This is a genomic window from Kitasatospora sp. NPDC057936 (assembly GCF_042887525.1).
Classification (GTDB): domain Bacteria; phylum Actinomycetota; class Actinomycetes; order Streptomycetales; family Streptomycetaceae; genus Kitasatospora.
Window position 1 is genome coordinate 70,781 of record NZ_JBHVPD010000033.1, and the last position, 14,827, is coordinate 85,607.

14 protein-coding genes are annotated in these 14,827 nt (G+C 74.1%); 4 read left to right on the plus strand and 10 right to left on the minus strand.

Annotated features, from left to right (window positions below):
• Nucleotides 1-125 precede the first annotated feature (125 nt).
• The 3 genes from ACFVU9_RS19260 to ACFVU9_RS19270 all read right to left on the minus strand — a co-directional run bounded on the left by ACFVU9_RS19260 (nucleotide 126) and on the right by ACFVU9_RS19270 (nucleotide 2,889).
• Nucleotides 126-986, minus strand: coding sequence for an NAD-dependent protein deacetylase (locus ACFVU9_RS19260; protein ID WP_380447641.1), 861 nt, complete (start codon nucleotides 984-986; stop codon nucleotides 126-128).
• 16 nt (nucleotides 987-1,002) lie between these two features.
• Nucleotides 1,003-2,100, minus strand: a complete 1,098-nt coding sequence (locus ACFVU9_RS19265) for a PP2C family protein-serine/threonine phosphatase (protein WP_380447639.1) — start codon at nucleotides 2,098-2,100, stop codon at nucleotides 1,003-1,005.
• Between the two features lie 72 nt (nucleotides 2,101-2,172).
• A complete protein-coding gene (locus ACFVU9_RS19270) occupies nucleotides 2,173-2,889 on the minus strand; it encodes a rhomboid-like protein (RefSeq protein ID WP_387594616.1) in 717 nt (238 codons plus the stop codon).
• A gap of 140 nt (nucleotides 2,890-3,029) precedes the next feature.
• On the opposite strand from ACFVU9_RS19270, the gene ACFVU9_RS19275 reads away from it, so the two are divergent.
• Nucleotides 3,030-3,728, plus strand: a complete 699-nt coding sequence (locus ACFVU9_RS19275) for a DUF3152 domain-containing protein (RefSeq protein WP_380507092.1) — start codon at nucleotides 3,030-3,032, stop codon at nucleotides 3,726-3,728.
• A gap of 5 nt (nucleotides 3,729-3,733) precedes the next feature.
• On the opposite strand, the gene ACFVU9_RS19280 is transcribed toward ACFVU9_RS19275, so the two are convergent.
• On the minus strand, nucleotides 3,734-4,969 hold the full coding sequence (locus ACFVU9_RS19280) for a glycosyltransferase (RefSeq protein WP_387594618.1): 1,236 nt from the start codon (nucleotides 4,967-4,969) through the stop codon (nucleotides 3,734-3,736).
• Nucleotides 4,970-5,624: 655 nt separating this feature from the next.
• Here ACFVU9_RS19280 and ACFVU9_RS19285 point away from each other — a divergent pair.
• On the plus strand, nucleotides 5,625-6,347 hold the full coding sequence (locus ACFVU9_RS19285; RefSeq protein WP_387594620.1) for a response regulator transcription factor: 723 nt from the start codon (nucleotides 5,625-5,627) through the stop codon (nucleotides 6,345-6,347).
• A 56-nt stretch (nucleotides 6,348-6,403) separates the two neighbouring features.
• On the opposite strand, the gene ACFVU9_RS19290 is transcribed toward ACFVU9_RS19285, so the two are convergent.
• Nucleotides 6,404-6,622 (minus strand): heavy-metal-associated domain-containing protein, encoded by a 219-nt coding sequence (locus ACFVU9_RS19290; RefSeq protein ID WP_380447629.1) that lies wholly within the window; start codon nucleotides 6,620-6,622, stop codon nucleotides 6,404-6,406.
• Nucleotides 6,623-6,876: 254 nt separating this feature from the next.
• Here ACFVU9_RS19290 and ACFVU9_RS19295 point away from each other — a divergent pair, with 254 nt between their 5' ends.
• Entirely contained in the window at nucleotides 6,877-7,293 is a 417-nt protein-coding gene (locus tag ACFVU9_RS19295) for a GNAT family N-acetyltransferase (protein WP_387594622.1), read from the plus strand.
• Nucleotides 7,294-7,304: 11 nt separating this feature from the next.
• Here ACFVU9_RS19295 and ACFVU9_RS19300 read toward each other — a convergent pair whose 3' ends face one another.
• The 5 genes from ACFVU9_RS19300 to ACFVU9_RS19320 form a co-directional block, all read right to left on the minus strand.
• Nucleotides 7,305-9,854 (minus strand): FtsX-like permease family protein, encoded by a 2,550-nt coding sequence (locus tag ACFVU9_RS19300; protein WP_387594624.1) that lies wholly within the window; start codon nucleotides 9,852-9,854, stop codon nucleotides 7,305-7,307.
• Nucleotides 9,848-10,591: an ABC transporter ATP-binding protein gene (locus ACFVU9_RS19305; RefSeq protein WP_387594626.1), complete on the minus strand. Its 744-nt coding sequence runs from the start codon at nucleotides 10,589-10,591 to the stop codon at nucleotides 9,848-9,850. The genes ACFVU9_RS19300 and ACFVU9_RS19305 overlap by 7 nt, the downstream gene beginning before the upstream one ends.
• Nucleotides 10,592-10,686: 95 nt before the next feature.
• The gene (locus ACFVU9_RS19310; RefSeq protein ID WP_387594628.1) at nucleotides 10,687-12,516 is read right to left on the minus strand and encodes a sialidase family protein; all 1,830 of its coding nucleotides are present in this window, start codon (nucleotides 12,514-12,516) and stop codon (nucleotides 10,687-10,689) included.
• Between the two features lie 409 nt (nucleotides 12,517-12,925).
• Nucleotides 12,926-13,348, minus strand: a complete 423-nt coding sequence (locus tag ACFVU9_RS19315) for a tautomerase family protein (RefSeq protein WP_387594630.1) — start codon at nucleotides 13,346-13,348, stop codon at nucleotides 12,926-12,928.
• Between the two features lie 68 nt (nucleotides 13,349-13,416).
• Nucleotides 13,417-14,124 (minus strand): SDR family oxidoreductase, encoded by a 708-nt coding sequence (locus ACFVU9_RS19320; RefSeq protein ID WP_380447617.1) that lies wholly within the window; start codon nucleotides 14,122-14,124, stop codon nucleotides 13,417-13,419.
• A gap of 116 nt (nucleotides 14,125-14,240) precedes the next feature.
• Here ACFVU9_RS19320 and ACFVU9_RS19325 point away from each other — a divergent pair.
• On the plus strand, nucleotides 14,241-14,827 hold a 587-nt coding region (locus ACFVU9_RS19325), incomplete at its 3' end, for a TetR/AcrR family transcriptional regulator (RefSeq protein WP_380447615.1).

The following is a 14,827-nucleotide window of genomic DNA, read 5'->3' on the forward strand; positions in this document are numbered from 1 at the left end:
GGACGCACCAGTACGCAGGGCTACCGAGCCCCGCCAAACTCACTCGAACGAGTGAGTTTGGCCATAAGCGCCCCGGATGTGTTCCCAAGCAGGGCTTTGAACAGCGCAGTAAAACGGGCCCGACGTCAGCCCACCCGGTGCGCGGCCTCGGTCAGCACGGCACCCAGCGGCAGGTCGATGCGGGCCGCGGCCAGGTCGTCGCCACGGGTCCGCCCCTGGTTGACGATCGCCACCGGGGTGCCCGCGCGGGCCGCGTGCCGCACGAAGCGCAGGCCCGACATCACGGTGAGGGACGACCCGAGCACGACCAGCGCCTGCCCGGCGTCGACCAGCCCGAAGCAGCGCTCCACCCGGGGCTTCGGCACGCTCTCGCCGAAGAACACGACGTCCGGTTTGAGGACCCCGCCGCACGCCCCGCAGGGGGCGACCCGGAACGCGTCGACCAGCTCCTGCGGCAGCTCGGCGTCGCCGTCCGGGCGGACCTCCGCCCCCGCCGCGCGGAAGCCCGGGTTCAGCTCCTCCAGCCGCCCGTCCAGCTCCTCGCGCGCGCTGGTGCGCCCGCACTCCAGGCACACCACCCGGTGCAGTCCGCCGTGCAGTTCGACGGCCGCCCGGGTGCCGGCGGCGCGGTGCAGGCCGTCGACGTTCTGCGTGATCACTGCCGCCACGTGGCCCGAGCGGCGCAGCCGCTCCACCGCCCGGTGCCCGGCGTTGGGCTCGGCCGCCGCGATCGTGCGCCAGCCGGTGTGGCTGCGCGCCCAGTACCGGCGGCGGGCCTCCTCGCCGGCGGTGAACTCCTGGTACGTCATCGGCGCGCGGCGGCGCCGGCTGCCGGTGGCGCCCCGGTAGTCGGGGATGCCGGACTCCGTCGACAGCCCCGCGCCGCTGAGCACCACGACGCCCCGCCCGGCCAGCAGCCGGACCAGCGTCTCCAGGCCTTCGAGGTCGGCCGCCGTGGCGTCGTCGAGCGTCGCGTGCGCACTCACGGGGCAAGAGTAGAACTCATGGACGAGTGACGGCGAGGACGGCCATGTCGTCGTCCCGCGGGCCGCCCGTCCAGGCCGCCACGTCGCGCCCCAGGGCGTCCAGCACCTCCCCCGGCCCGGCGAACGGACCCAGCGGGGCGAGGCCCCTCACCGGGTCGTAGAACCGCCCGGCGCCGTCCCGGGCCTCGGTGACGCCGTCCGTGACCAGGAGCAGCGTGTGCCCGGCGGGGAACGGCCACCGGTCCGGCGCCGAGCGGTCCGGGCCCAGCGCGCCCATGCCGAGCGGCAGGCCGGGGTCGGCCGCGTCCAGGCGCCGCACGCCGCCCGGGCCGGCCGCCCCGCCCGGGCCGCCCAGCAGGTACGGCCCGGGGTGGCCGCAGCTCAGGACGTGCACGGCGTCCCGGCCGCCCGGGAACTCCGCGAGCAGCGCCGTGCTGAACCCCTCCGTCCGCACCTCCTCGTCGCGGTGCTCGCTCTCGCGGGCCAGCGACTGCTCCAGGGCGTCCGCGAGCGCGACCAGGTCCGAGGCGCGCGAGGCGTTCTCCCGGAACGCCCCGAGCAGCACCGACACCGTCGCCACCGCCGGCAGGCCCTTGCCCCGCACGTCCGCGATCATCAGCCGCACGCCGTACGGAGTCTCCTGGACGGCGTACGCGTCGCCGCCGATCAGCGCCTCCGTCTGGGCTGCCCGGTAGCAGGCGGCCACCGTCAGCTCCCCCGCCCGGTCCGGCGGCGCGGGCAGGACGGCCAGCTGGGCGGCCTCGGCGACGCTGCGCACCGTGGCCAGCCGCCGCCCGTGGCGGGCGACGACGCGGTTGATCCAGACGCCCAGCAGCGCGGCGAACACGGTGTTGGTGAGCTCCAGGTAGCCGCCCTCGGTGCCGACCGTGCCGTCGCGGAAGGACAGCGCGACGATGCCCACCACGTTGGCGGCGCCGACGGCGAGCGTGTCCCGCAGCGGGAGCAGCGCGCCCGCCAGGACGGCCGCGGCGGCCACCATCGGGTCGCCCCAGTAGTTCGTCGTGTCGATGGCGTTCCACAGCAGGCCGCCGGCGACCAGCAGCCACGGCAGCACGCGCAGGTAGCGCGGCCACGGGCCGTCCCTCGGTGTCATCGGCGCCACCCGCCTTCCTGGCTCCGCTCGCGGGGGCGGTCTCGCTTCCGATCCTAGGGCGAAAGACACGCCCTAGAAGCTCCGGGACCGGCTGGGGCGCCCATGCCCGCGGACCCACTGCCAGGCGGTGCGCGCCGCCGCGACCGGGTCGAAGGCGGCGGGCCGCCCCCGGGTGAACGGGTAGCAGGCGAGGCCGATGAGGACGGCGGTGAAGTGGCCCGCGCTGGTGAAGTCGCGGTTCTGCAGCAGGCCGTAGCCGTAGAACACGACCACACCCGCCGCGTACACGTACCGCCACGGGCGGACGAGAGCGTACGTGAGCACGGCGACGACGCCCGCGAGGGCGTAGCTCACACCGACGTCGAGCGTGTACACGGCCCGGTGCGGGGCGAGGCCCCGGCTGATCGCCCAGTACAGCGCGCCCTCGCTGATGTACGTCGCACCGATGTGCGCGATCAGGACGACCGCGAGCCAGCGCACGGTGCCGAGCCAGCGCTCGGCGGGCACGTGGAAGACGTTGTAGAGCACGAGGTAGAACCACCAGCCGCCGCCCTCGATCCACAGGGCGCTGCTGAACAGCACCTTCAGCGGCGCGACCTCCAGGTGGTGCAGGTTGGTCGAGCGCTTCTCCAGGATGTGGTGGGCCACCCTCGGGCTCACCCGGTCGATCACGAAGGTGGTGCCGAGCAGGATCGCCAGCCAGACGAAGGTGCCCGGCGCGCTCCGGACGTACGACCAGACGGCCCGGGCCAGCACGGAGGTGCGGCCCGGCACGCGGGCGTGGCTCATCGAGGATCCTCTCTCCGTTCGCCCAAGCCTCGCCCAAGCCCATCACACCCCGGCGACAGGACAGGGCCGTCCGGGTGAACCGGAAGCACTGCGGGGAGCGTCGTCCTCTCCGTAAGCCCCCCGTTCAGGAGATCGCACCCATGGCAGCCATCCGTCCGACCCCCGGCCGAATACGCACCGGCCTGCTCGCCCTCGCGGTGGCCGCCGCGCTCACCGGCGGGCTGCTCTGGTGGCAGCCATGGCACCACGAGCCGAAGCAGCTCGCGTTCACCACGGCCACCGGCGGCACCGACCGCGCCGGCACCGGCGAGCACCTGTACCGGTACAAGGTGCGGGTGGAGAACGGGCTGCCGCAGCGCCCCGAGCAGTTCGCGGCCGACGTGGACGCCGTCCTCGGCAACGTCCGGCAGGGCTGGGCGGCCGGCGGCGCCGTGTCCTTCCAGCGGGTGGCCGCCGACCCGGTGGACTTCACGGTGTACCTGGCCACCCCGGAGTCCACCGACCGGATCTGCGGCCAGTACGGACTGGACACCGGCGGCACGGTGAACTGCGCGGCCGGCAAGCAGGTCGTCATCAACGCCAAGCGCTGGACCGACCTCACGCAGTTCTACACCGGGCGCCCCGAGCTCTACCACGCGCTCGCGGTCAACCACGAGGTCGGCCACATCCTCGGGAACGGGCACGTCGACTGCCCCGGCGCGGGCGCACCCGCACCGGTGATGATGCAGCAGATCAAGGGCATGCACGGCTGCGTGCCGAACGGCTGGCCCTACTCCGAGGCCGGCACCCTGCTGACCGGCCCGCCCGTCCCTGCGTCGACGGCCTCGCCGGCGCCGTAAGCGGTTCACGCGGGCCGGCGCCCCGCGCCCACCAGCTCCACCAGGTGCTCCGCCGCCACCGCGGCACCGTCCGCGCGGACCGTGCCCGCGACGGCGGCGGCCCGGGCGCGCAGCTCCGGGCCGAGGGCCGTCCCGAGCGCGGCGGACAGGGAAGCCGCGGTCGGCACCGGACCGTCGTGCGCCACGCCGATGCCCAGGGCGGCCACGCGGGCGGCCCAGTACGGCTGGTCGACCACCTGCGGCACCAGCACCTGCGGCGTCCCGGCGCGCGCGGCGGCCGTCGTGGTGCCCGCGCCCCCGTGGTGCACGACCGCGGCGACCCTCGGGAACAGCGCCTGCTGGTTCACCTCGCCGACGACGAAGCAGTCGTCGGCGCCGTCGATCGGGGCCAGGTCCGCCCAGCCGCGCGCGACGACGATCCGGCGGCCCTGTGCGCGGACCGCGGCGACGACGTCCCCGGCGATCGTCTCCTTCGGCTCCCCCATCGGCATGCTGCCGAAGCCCACGTACACCGGGGCCTCGCCGGCCTCCAGGAACGCCACCAGGTCCGCCGGGAGCGGGCGGTCGTCCGGCAGGATCCACGCGCCGCTCTGCACGGGGTCGACGCCGGCCGGCCGCTCCCAGGGGCCGAGCACCGGGTCCGTCGCCAGCCACGGACGGTCGGTGTTGACGTGGGTGCGCACGTCGTCCACCCGGGGCAGGCCCACCGTCGCCCGGTGCTCGTTGACCACCCCGCCGAACACCTCGTTCATGACGCCGACGTGCAGCTCCCACAGCACCCGGTTGTCGGTGACGTCCTCGGGGAACGGATGCCCGGGATACGTGTACGGCCGGTGGTGCGGGGACGGCAGCATGGTCGGCTGCAGCGCCACGTAGGCGAAGTGGACGCCCAGCTTCTCGGCCGCCGACCGCGCCCCGGCCACGGTCGGGAACAGGCCCGTCGCCACCACCGCGTCGGCGTCCCCGGCCGCCGCCGACACCGCCTCGAAGTAGCCGGCGGTCAACCGCGCGGCGCGCTCCTGGATGCTCCCCGCCATCGGCCGCACACCCGTCACCAACTCCCGCACCGACGGCCCGGCCGGCACCAGTTCCACACCGACGTCGGCCAGCCGCTTGGCGAACTCCTCGTCCGGCGGCGCACACACCCGCACCTCCGCGCCGCGTTCGCGCAGCCGCACGGCCAGCGCCGCCATCGGCTCGACGTCTCCGCGCGACCCGTACGTCGACAGCACCACTCGCATCGTCGTGACTCCCCGTTTCCGCAGGTTGAGACCTTGTTGAGACCTTGAGGTGGTGATTCTGCGGGACGGTGGGGGCCTTGCCGCAAGACCCCCGGTGCGCTATAAGTTGAGAGTGGCGGGGAGTGGGCACACCTCCCTGACACCGTCTCAAGTCGCCCGACATTCCCCAAGGCTGACCGAAAAGCAGGTCCTCACGGCCGACACGGCGCCCCCCTGGTGTGACACCGGCAACAAGGGTGTTGTCATCAGCGGCAGGACAAGGGGAGGATGGTTGCGGGGCGTAGCAATATCCCACGATCCGTACCGAATTGGCACCGGCCGCTCGGCGTGATCGGGAACGCCCCCACGCAAGTGATGAGTGCACGAAACGGGGGAATCGTGGACTGGACACGTCGACAGGTGTCGCGCGCGGGGCCGCCACGGACCGGGCGTCCCTGCGCACACGCCTGCCCGCTCACGGGCTGAAACTCCCCGGGCTCTCCCCCAACTCGTTCCCGGCGAATTCGACGACCGCTCAGACGACCGCTTCGACGACCGCTTCGACGACCGTCCCGGCGGCCGTCCGGCCGGTCACGCCCGGGACCGGCCCCACCGGTCCCGCCCCCACCCACCGCGGAAGACCGACCCACCCGCGCCACCGAACCTGGAAGGCATCATGCAGGTGCTCATCGTGGAAGGCCAGGAAAGCGTCTCCCGAGCGCTCGCGGTCAGACTGGAGCAGCACGGCTACGAGGTCGCGACCGCCCCCAGCGGCGCAGCGGCACTGGAGTCCTGCGACGACACGGACATCATGCTGCTCAACATGGAGCTCCCCGACCTCGACGGCCTGGAGGTCTGCCGGCGCATCCGCACCATCAGCGACACCCCCATCGTCGCCTTCACCGACCGGACGGCCGACCTGGGCCGGATCCGCGGCCTCCGGGCCGGTGCGGACGACTGCCTCGACAAGCCCTACGAGTTCCACGAGCTGCTCGCCCGGATCGAGGCGATCATGCGCCGCGTCCGCCGGGTCCTCGGCGTGCCGTCCGTGCCGGTGCGGGTGCTGACGATCGGCGACGTCTCCATCGACGGCGCCACCCGCGAGGTGCGCCTGCGCGGGCGGGTGGTCCGGCTCACGCGCAAGGAGTTCGACCTGCTGCACTACCTGGCCCGGCACCCCGGCACGGTGGTCTCGCGCCGCCGCCTGATGAGCGAGATCTGGGACGACACCTCCGCCCACGCGCTCGGCCCGCGGGCCAGCCGCACGCTCGACACCCATGTCAGCTCGCTGCGCGGCAAGTTGGGCCACAGCGGCTGGATCGTCACGGTGCGCGGCGTCGGCTTCCGGATGGGCCACGTCTGCACGGGCCGCGCCCGGCCCGACGCCGAGGCGGGCTGATCCGGCGGCCCGCTCCGGCCCCGCCACCGGCCCGGGGCCGGTGGCCGGAGCGGGGCTCAGACGCGGCTGACGAAGGTGAACCCGGCCCCGTCGACCGCGCTGCGGAGCGTCGCCTCGTCGAGCGGCTCGGCCGACGCGACGGTGACGCGGCCGGACGGCGCGTCGGCGACGACGTCGGTGACGCCGGGCAGGGCCGAGAGCCCGGCGCTGACCGTCTTCTCGCAATGGCCGCAGCTCATGCCGTCGACGGTCAGGACGGTGGTGATGGTGGACATGCGGGTACCTCCGGTATCGGACGCGGTCGGTGGGCGACGCCGACAACGACACCCCAAACCACGCCCGCATCCCAGGGACACGCCGCCCGGATGGCACCATCGAGTGGTTCCGGGAACCGATCGCCCCACCCGCCCGACGGGGCCCGCGGCGCGGCCCGGCCGCGTACCCTCGACAGCGGTTACGTCCGACCGACTGCCTGGGAGGCGCAGTGGTGATCGCCGTCCGGTCATTCCGTTCCGACGACGCTCCGCGGGTGGCGGAGATCGTGCACCGCTGCCTGCGGGAGGTGAACAGCCGGGACTATCCGGCGGAGGTCATCGACCGGATGTGCGAGCACTTCACGGCTCGGCGGTTCGTCGAGCTGTCCGCGGACCGGCACATCTTCGTCGCGGAGGACGAGGGGGTCGTGGGGACGGTCTCCCGGGACGGCCACAAGGTCTTCAGCATGTTCGTCGATCCGGATTCGGCGGGGCGCGGGATCGGCCGCCTGCTCATGGACCACATCGAGGCGCTGGCGGCGGCCGAGGGGCATGCGCACATGGAGGCCGGCGCCAGCATCACCGCGCACCGGTTCTACCTCCGGCGGGGGTACGCCGACGTCCGGGAGAGCGACTCCGGCTTCGGCCTCACCTACCTCGTCCGCAAGCCCCTGCAGCCGTCCGCCAGCTGAGGACGCCCGCCTCACGCCGCCCCGCGCAGGATGTCCTCGCCGTCCCGGCCCCGCAGGGCGAGTGCGGCCGGGAGGACGGCCGCCGTGAGGGCGACGGCCGCGCAGGCGGCGGCGAGCGCGCCCATCGTGCCCCAGGGCATGGCTGCGGGCGTCGGGCCGATGAGGTGGACGAGGGCCGCCCAGGAGCCGCCCACACTGATGGCCGTACCGAGGACGCCCATCGCCGTGCCGGCCGCCACGCACATCAGCGTCTCGACGGCGACGGTGCGCAGCACCTGGATCTTGGTGGCGCCGGCGAGGCGCAGCAGGGACAGTTCGCGCCTGCGGTCGGTGACGGTCATGACCAGGGAGTTGGCGAGGGCGATGGCCGCGTAGCCGATCGCGAGGCCGAGGATCATCAGCAGGGCGTTCCAGGCGGCCTCCGCGTCGGCGTTGGTCGCGGCCTTCCAGACGTCCTGCGGGGTGGCGAGCCGCGCCCCGAGTCCGTGGACGGCCGCTTCCAGGCCCGTCTCCGCCTGCTGCCAGTCGGTGCCGGACGGCAGCCGCAGGTCGATCCGGCTCGCGAGGGCGGGCCCGCCGACGCCGGCGGTGACGGCGTTCGGGCCGGTGACCCACGCCTGGACGGCCTCGGCACCGGTGCCGAGGACGGCGGCGACCCGCAGCGTCCTGGGAGTGCCGTCGGCCAGGCGGACGGGCACCCGCTGCCCGACCGCGGGCGAGCCGGGCCAGGTGCGGCTGAGCACGATCGTGTCGGGGCCGAGGTCGGCCACGGAGCCGGCGACGACCGGCAGGCGCTCGACGGCGGCGAGCGCGGCGGGGTCGGCCACGGCGGCGCGGAAGGGCACCAGGGACTCGCCGTCCTGCTCGGCCATCACGGAGGTCGGGGTGATGACGAGGGCCTGGACGCCGGGCACGGCGCGGACCCGGTCGACGACCGCCCGGTTCAGCCCGGGGGTGCCGGCGGGCGTGACGACGAGGTCGGCGGCGGCGAGCTGGTTGCGGACCTCGGTGGCCTGCGCGCGGTCGATGGTGTCGAGGCTGCCGAGCAGGCACCCGGCGAAGGCGACGATCAGCACCACCGGGGTGGTGGTCGCGGCGGTGCGGCGGAAGGCGGTGAGCGCGCTCTGCCGGGCGGTGGCCCAGACGATGCCGCCACCGTCCTCGGCGGGGCGGCCGCGCAGCCGGGACGAGAGGCCGGGCAGCGCGGTCAGCAGGCGGAGCACCGGTCCGGCGAGCACGCCCGCGAGCAGCACGCACCCGGCGACGACGGCGAGCAGGAGGGCGAGCGAGTCGGCGGCGTTGGCGGCGGCGTCGGGCCACTGCCGGGCGGTGATCACGAGGGCCGCGATGCTGCCGCCGAGGACGAGCAGGCCGCCGGCCCAGCGGAAGGCCAGCGCGGCCCGGGAGTGCCGTTCGACGTCCGCCTCCGCCAGCGCCTCGCCGGGGCTGACCAGGCCGGCCTTGAACGACGAGAGCACGACGCCGCTCATCGCGGTCAGCAGCCCGATCAGGCCCGCGACGAGCAGCCCCCACCAGGTGATCGGGACGGTGAAGCCGTCCGGGACCATGCCGTGGCCGATCAGCCAGTGCCCGGCCACGGGCGCCCCGGCCGCGCCGAGCGCGCACCCGGCGGCGGAGGCGAGCACGCCGACCACGAGGGCCTCGCGGTTGACGAGGGTGCGCAGCTGCTTGCGGGTGGCGCCGATCAGCCGCAGGAGGGCGAGTTCGCGGCGCCGCTGGGCGATCGACAGCGCGAAGGTGGCGCCGACCACGAACACGGCGGTGCCGCCGGAGACCGCGGCGGCGAGGCCGAGCGGCGTCTGGACGTCGTCCAGCCGGCTGCTGACCTCGGCGTAGTGCGGGTCGGCCAGGCGGCGGTCGGCGCCGGTGAGCACCTGGGCGACGCTCGCGCCGCCGGTGGCGGCCACGGCCGCGCGGACGGCGTCGGCGTCGCCGAAGGCGGCCAGCACGCCGACGGCCGGGCAGTACCGGGCGGCCTGGGCGTCGGTGAAGAAGACGGCGTGCTCGAAGGGCTCCGCCTCGGTGATGCCGGAGACGGTGGCGCTGTGCGGACCGTCGGCGGTGGCGAACCGCACGGGCTGCCCGAGCTGCTCGGGGCGGCCCCCGCCGATGACGACCTGGTCGTCGGCGGCCGGCACCGCGCCGGCGGTCAGCCGGTAGCCCCCGAGGGCCGCCGAAGACCAGGCGCGTCCGACCTGGTCGCGCGGGCCGTCCGCCAGCTGGGCGTAGCAGGTGTGGTCCTGGACGGTCCGTCCGGTCCCGGCGACGGCGGCGATCACGGCGGCCGGGAGGCCCGGCTGGAGGGGGACGGGCGTCGGCTGGGTGTCGCCGTGGACGCTCGTGAAGTCCACGCTCCGGGCGGCGGCCACCAGGACCGGGGCCTGCGAGTAGCGCTGGCGGGCCTGCTCGGGGACGCCGGCGGTGGCGGCGATGACCAGGATCGACGTGGCGATCAGGGCGACGCCGCAGGCCAGCGCGACGAAGCTGCCGACGAACGAGGCCCAGCGCAGGCGGACGGTGGCGATGGCGAGGCTCAGCATGCCACGGCCTCCAGGGCGGTCATCCTGGCAGCGACCTGCTCGGCGGTCGGCTGCTCCAGCGAGCCGGCGAGGCGGCCGTCGCGCAGGAAGACGACGCGGTCGGCGTGGGCGGCGGCGACCGGGTCGTGGGTCACCATGACGACGGCCCGGCCCGGGGCGTCCGCCATGGTGCGCAGCAGCGCGAGGACCTCGCGGCCGCTCTTGGTGTCGAGCGCACCGGTGGGTTCGTCGGCCAGCAGGACGGCGGGGCGGGTGATCAGAGCCCTGGCGATGGCGACGCGCTGCTGCTGCCCGCCGGAGAGTTCGCCCGGCCGGTGTCCGGCGCGGTCCGCGAGGCCGACGGCGGCCAGGGCGGCGCTCACCTCGGCGGCCGCGGGGCGCCGCCCGGCCAGCTTGGCGGGGAGCGCCACGTTCTGGGCCGCGGTGAGGGCGGGGAGCAGGTTGAAGGACTGGAAGACGAAGCCGATCCGCTCCCGGCGCAGCACCGTCAGCTCGTTGTCCCGCAGGCCGTTCAGGGCCCTTCCGTCGACGAGCACCTCGCCCCCGTCGATCGGCTCCAGGCCGGCGGCCGACCGCAGCAGGGTCGACTTGCCGGAACCGGACGGGCCCATGACGGCGGTGAAGGTGCCGAAGGGGAAGCCGACACTCACCTCGTCCAGGCCGACCACCGGTTCGGGCCCGCGGCGGTAGGTGCGGTGGACCGCTCGGAGTTCGACGGCGAAGTGCGTGGCGTTCATGATCCAAGTCAACCGGCCGGGGCGGACGCGGCTCAATGGCCGGGGGTTCAGTCCTGGGGGTGTAGCTGGCTACACCCCCAGGGCGGCGTACCGGCCTACTTGTGCGGCACCGGGATCGAGGTCACCAGCTGCTGCTGGAGGTGGTCCGGGTTGGTGCCGTCGTCGTAGGTGCTGACGGAGGTCGTGTAGTCGGTGGTGCCGGAGACGGCGCTCCCGGCGATGGTGTTGCCGAAGTAGTCGCCGATGAACGTCGACGAGCCCTCGACCGGGGAGTCGAGCTGCGGGTCGAAGGTGTGGGCGCTCAGGCGGGTGTTGTGGCCGATCGGGCCGAGGGCCGGGTCGTAGAACTGGATGCTCGTGTTGACGCAGTAGTTGGCGGCGCCGTAGGGCGCGACGCCGGGGCTCTTGGCGTTGGCGGTGTCCAGCGCGAGCCCGGCGGCCGTCGCCTCGGGGGTGCCTGCCGCCGGGCAGGGGAGGCGGCGGTCGTAGAAGGCGACGCTGACGGTGCCGTCGGGGCCCGTCGTCAGGTTGGGCTGGAACTCGTCGACGGGCGCGGCGTTGTCGTTGACCCGGACCGGGGCCGACCAGGTCGCGCCGTCGTCGTAGGAGGCGGTGAGCAGGACGTTGACGACGCCCGTGCCGTAGTCCTCGTACGCCGAGTAGAGCGGGTAGTGGCCGTTCACCGGCTGCGTGCCGAGGGTGAAGGTGTCCTCGATGCCGTCGCGGAACGTCGTGTTGGCGTACGAGCCGGGCGGCGGCGTGATGTTGCCCTGCACGGTCGAGACGGTGGACCAGGTCCGTCCGCCGTCGTGCGAGGCGTCGAGGAAGATCGTGGTGCAGCAGAACTTGTGCGCCGGGTCGGAGTTGGCGAGCGTCGTGTACACCGTGCCGTCGGGGGCGACGTGCGGCAGCAGGTAGGTGGCGCCCTGCGGGGTGGACGGCGGCTCGGGGAGCGCCTGCGGGGCGGACCAGTCGGTGTGGGTGCCGTCCGGGCGGGCGTCGGAGTAGGCGACGTACGGGACGGGCGTCTTGCTGTGGAAGTCCACCCACATCGCGTAGATGCGGTTCCGGTGGGCGCTGTCGGGGTTGGTGTCGACGGCGATCCACTGCTTGTCGGGGCCGTTGCCGATGCTGTCGTAGGTCGCGACGTAGTCCGGCCGGCCGTTGTGGGTGGTGATCCACTGGGTGGCGGTGGTCGCGCCGTGCGGGCGCACGGAGAGGGAGATGGCCTGCGACGGGACGGCCGGGTTGGCCTCCTGGGCGGTGCCGGGGATGAAGTCGTGGGTGCCGTTGGGGTCATAGACGAACTGGTACGGCAGGAGCAGGGAGTAGTAGTTGCCCCACGTGTCGAAGGCGCCGACGGGGTCGGTGTTGTCGGTCCAGCCCTCGTAGCCGGGGATGTGGCCCTGGACCGGCCAGGTGCGTCCGCCGTCGTGGGACTCGAAGAAGCCCAGCAGGTGGTTGTAGCCCTCGGCGCTCACGACCCACTTGGACGCGCCGATGAGGTGGCTGGGGTCGGTCGGGTCAACCCGCAGGTCCGACTCCGAGTGGCCCTTGACGAGCATCGGCGTCGCGGCCGGGTAGCCCGGGTTGCTGCCCGCCTGCGTCGCGTACGGGCCGGCGGCTCCGGTGTCCTCGCCGGTGGTGGCACCCGAGGCCGGGCAGGGCGTCATGCCGCTGTAGGCCCCGGCGGGGCCGCTGTCCACGGTGTAGGGCACTTCGGGGCGGTAGCAGCTGGTCCGCTGGGCGGTGGCCAGGACGTTCGTCACGTGGGAGGCGGCCTGGCTCGCGGCGTAGGCGGCGTCGGTCTGGGTGCCCTGTGGGAGGGCGGGGGCGGTCGCTGCCGAGGAGGAGAACGGGGAGAGGAGGGAGAGCCCGAGCAGGGCGGGGCCGAGGAGCAGGGAGAGTCTTCTACGGGTACGCAAAGGGAGGGCCTCCTACGTTCTGGGGTGAACCTGGGGCACTGCGTCCTGGAACGACGGGTCGGGCGGCTCGTGGAGCGGGACCGGCGACTCGGCGTGATGACGGTAGGTGGCCGCGGGCACGCCAACAAGGTCGTCCGCGCGAACTTGACGGTCCGTTGACCGCGCCCCGAGGCTCCCTTTCCCCGGGGCGCGGACCTTGACCGGCGGCGAACACCGAGGCGGGGGCGGCCCGTTGGCCCTCCGCGATGACCGACCGTTCGGCCGGTACGGACCAAGGGCGCCCCCGCCGGGCGGCGGTGACCGTCAGTGGCCGCCGCGCGGAGGCTCGCAGTCGGTGCCGTCGGGGTAGCCAGCGAACGCCTCTGCGGTGGCGCTCCCGACGTGTTCACCGCAGACCGCCCTTGGGGGATCAGTACGCGCTCGGCCGGTTCTCCTTCACCCAGCGCTTCTCGGCCTCGCTCCCGGTCGGCGGCGGCGCGAAGCCGTCGATCATCCAGAGGTCGCGCGGCGTCTCGTCGATGTGGAACTCGCAGTACAGCCCGCGGTCCTTGGTGTGGGGCGCGAGCAGCGCGGAAAGCCTCTCCCTGGTCCGCCGGCGCTGGTCCGGGTCGTCCATGTGCCGCGCGATGTGCTCGACGACGATGCGCACGGCGTCCGGGGCGGGCTCGCCGCCCACGTGGAACGAGTCCGCCGCGACCTCGTGGAAGAGCGTCATCACGTAGAACGGCGGCAGCCCGAAGCCGGTGTAGAAGCCGGTGATGTCGTCCGCGAGCTGCTTCTTCTGCTGCGGGGTGTAGGTGCCGGGCGGGTGGTACACGTGCCAGAGCGGCATGGCTCTTCCTCCTGTGCGGATATGACGTGTGGTCGGTTACGGCCGGGCGTTCGGTTGCGGCCGGGCGTTCAGTTGCGGCCGAGGACGGCGAGACCCTCCACCGGCCCGGACAGCGCGGCCTTGATCGCGCGGGTCGCGTCGTCGACGAGCACCTCGCTGTCCCCGCGCTCGACGCCGTCGAGGACGATCCGGGCGACGTCGGCCGCCGCGATCTTCTCCACGGGGATGGCGGCGACCATCTCGGTGTCCGCGAACCCCAGGTGTACGCCGACGACTTGAGTGCCCTGCGCGGCGAGTTCGAGGCGCAGCGAGTTCGTCAGCGACCACAACGCGGCCTTGGACGCGCCGTACGCCCCTGCGCCGGCTCCCCACGACAGGAGCGAGTGCAGGTCGACGACGGCTCCCCCGCCGCGCGCGGCGAGCACGGGCGCGAAGGCCTGGGCGATGCGCAGCGGGCCGATCACGTTGGTCTCGAACGTGTCCCGCACGAGGTCCAGGTCGGCCGTGAGGAGCGGCGACGGGTGCAGGACGCCGGCGTTGTTGAAGACGAGGTCGACGTCGCGGGCGTGCGCCGCGAGGGCGGCGACGGAGGCACCGTCGGTGACGTCCAGCGGGAGGACCTCGATCCGCGCGTCGCCGGCGGGGGTGGGGGCGGGCTTGCGTGCGGTGGCGTAGACCTTCGCCGCCCCGCGCCGCAGGAGTTCCTCGACGAGCGCCTTGCCGATGCCGCGCCGGCCTCCGGTGACCAGCGCGACGGAGCCTTCGATGACGGTCATGTGCCTTCTCCTCGCTTCACTTCGCTCTCGGATCAGGTTTAGATTATTACCATCATCTAAGTGGCCGCGGAAGTAGGATCTTCCCCAGCCCCCCGGAGGAAGAAGGGACCGCCGACATGCCCCGAGTGTCACGAGCCGAGGCGCAGCAGCACCGGCAGCAGGTGATCGACGAGACGTCCCGGCTGATCCGGGAGAAGGGCGCGGGCCAGGTCAGCGTCCCGGAGGCGATGGCCGCCGCCGGGCTGACGCACGGCGGCTTCTACCGCCACTTCTCGTCGAAGGACGACCTCGTCGCCCAGGCCCTCCGGGCCGCGTTCGGCGAACGGCGCGAGGCCATGGACCGGCTCACCGGGGAGGGCCCCGCAGAGGGCCCCGAGGAGGGCCCGTCCCCGCGCACCGAGTTCGTGTCGCGCTACCTGTCGACGGTCCACCGCGACAACCCGGGCGGCGGCTGCCCGGCCGCGACCCTCGGCGCCGAGGCAGCGCGCGCCGAACCGGGCAGCGCGGTCCGCACGGCGTTCACGGCCGGCCTGCGCGACCTCGTCGACGGCCTGCAACGGCTGGACGGCGACGGGCGCGAGACCGCACTCGCCGACCTGTCCACCCTGGTGGGCGCGATCCTCCTCGCCCGCGCGAGCGACGACGCCGAGCTGTCCGAGGAGATCCTCACCGCCGCACGCCACCACCTGACCACCCCGGGCGC